Source organism: Ruegeria sp. AG6, assembly GCF_056541565.1.
On sequence record NZ_JBQFYQ010000027.1, the window covers coordinates 1 to 1,273 of the forward strand.

Sequence of the window (1,273 nt, forward strand, 5' to 3'; positions counted from 1 at the left end):
TTACAGGTTCGGATAGATCGGGAATTTGGCGCAGAGGTCTGCGACCTCGGCCTTGACCTTGGCTTCGACGGCGCCGTTGCCGTCTTCGCCATTGGCGGCCAGGCCGTCGACCACTTCGATGATCCAGTCGGCGATCTGGCGGAATTCGACCTCGCCGAAGCCGCGGGTGGTGCCGGCGGGCGAACCCAGACGGATGCCCGACGTGATGGTCGGCTTTTCCGGATCAAACGGCACACCGTTCTTGTTGCAGGTGATATGCGCCCGGCCCAAGGCCTTTTCGGTGGCGTTGCCCTTGACGCCTTTGGGGCGCAGGTCGACCAGCACCACATGGGTGTCGGTGCCGTGGGTCACCGTGTCCAGACCGCCCTTGATCAGCTGATCCGACAGCGCCTGGGCGTTGGTGATCACCTGCTGGATGTAGGACTTGAACTCGGGCCGCAGCGCCTCGCCAAAGGCCACGGCCTTGGCCGCGATCACATGCATCAGCGGGCCGCCCTGAATGCCGGGGAAGATGGCCGAGTTCACTTTCTTGGCGATATCTTCATCATTGGTCAGGATCATGCCGCCGCGCGGGCCGCGCAGGGTCTTGTGCGTGGTGGTGGTGGCCACATGCGCATGCGGGAACGGGCTGGGATGTTCGCCCGCCGCGACCAGACCGGCAAAATGCGCCATGTCCACGTGCAGATAGGCCCCGACCATGTCGGCAATCTGACGCATGCGGGCAAAGTCGATCTGGCGCGGGATGGCCGAACCGCCGGCGATGATCAGCTTGGGCTGGTGCTCTTTCGCCAGCGCCTCGACCTGATCGTAATCCAGCATGTTGTCCTGCTGGCGCACGCCGTATTGCACCGCGTTGAACCACTTGCCCGACTGGTTCGGGCGGGCGCCGTGGGTCAGGTGGCCACCGGCATCCAGGCTCATGCCCAGAATGGTGTCGCCGGGCTTGATCAGTGCCTGAAACACGCCCTGGTTGGCCTGAGAGCCGGAATTAGGCTGCACGTTGGCGAATTCACAGCCGAACAGCTGCTTGGCGCGGTCGATGGCCAGGTTTTCGGCGATGTCGACGAACTGGCAGCCGCCATAATAGCGGCGGCCGGGATAGCCTTCGGCGTATTTGTTGGTCATCACCGAGCCCTGCGCCTCCATCACGGCGGCAGAGACGATGTTCTCGGACGCGATCAGCTCGATCTCGTCGCGCTGACGACCCAGTTCCGACGTGATCGAGCCAAAAAGCTCGGGATCACGATCAGAAAGGGACTGGGTAAAAAATCCG

The 1,273-nt window shown here is 63.2% G+C and carries 1 protein-coding gene; it reads right to left on the reverse strand.

Features of this window, described 5'->3' with window-relative positions:
- On the reverse strand, positions 1-1,273 hold a 1,273-nt coding region (glyA, locus tag ACR0I0_RS20565; RefSeq protein ID WP_480492674.1), incomplete at its 5' end, for a serine hydroxymethyltransferase.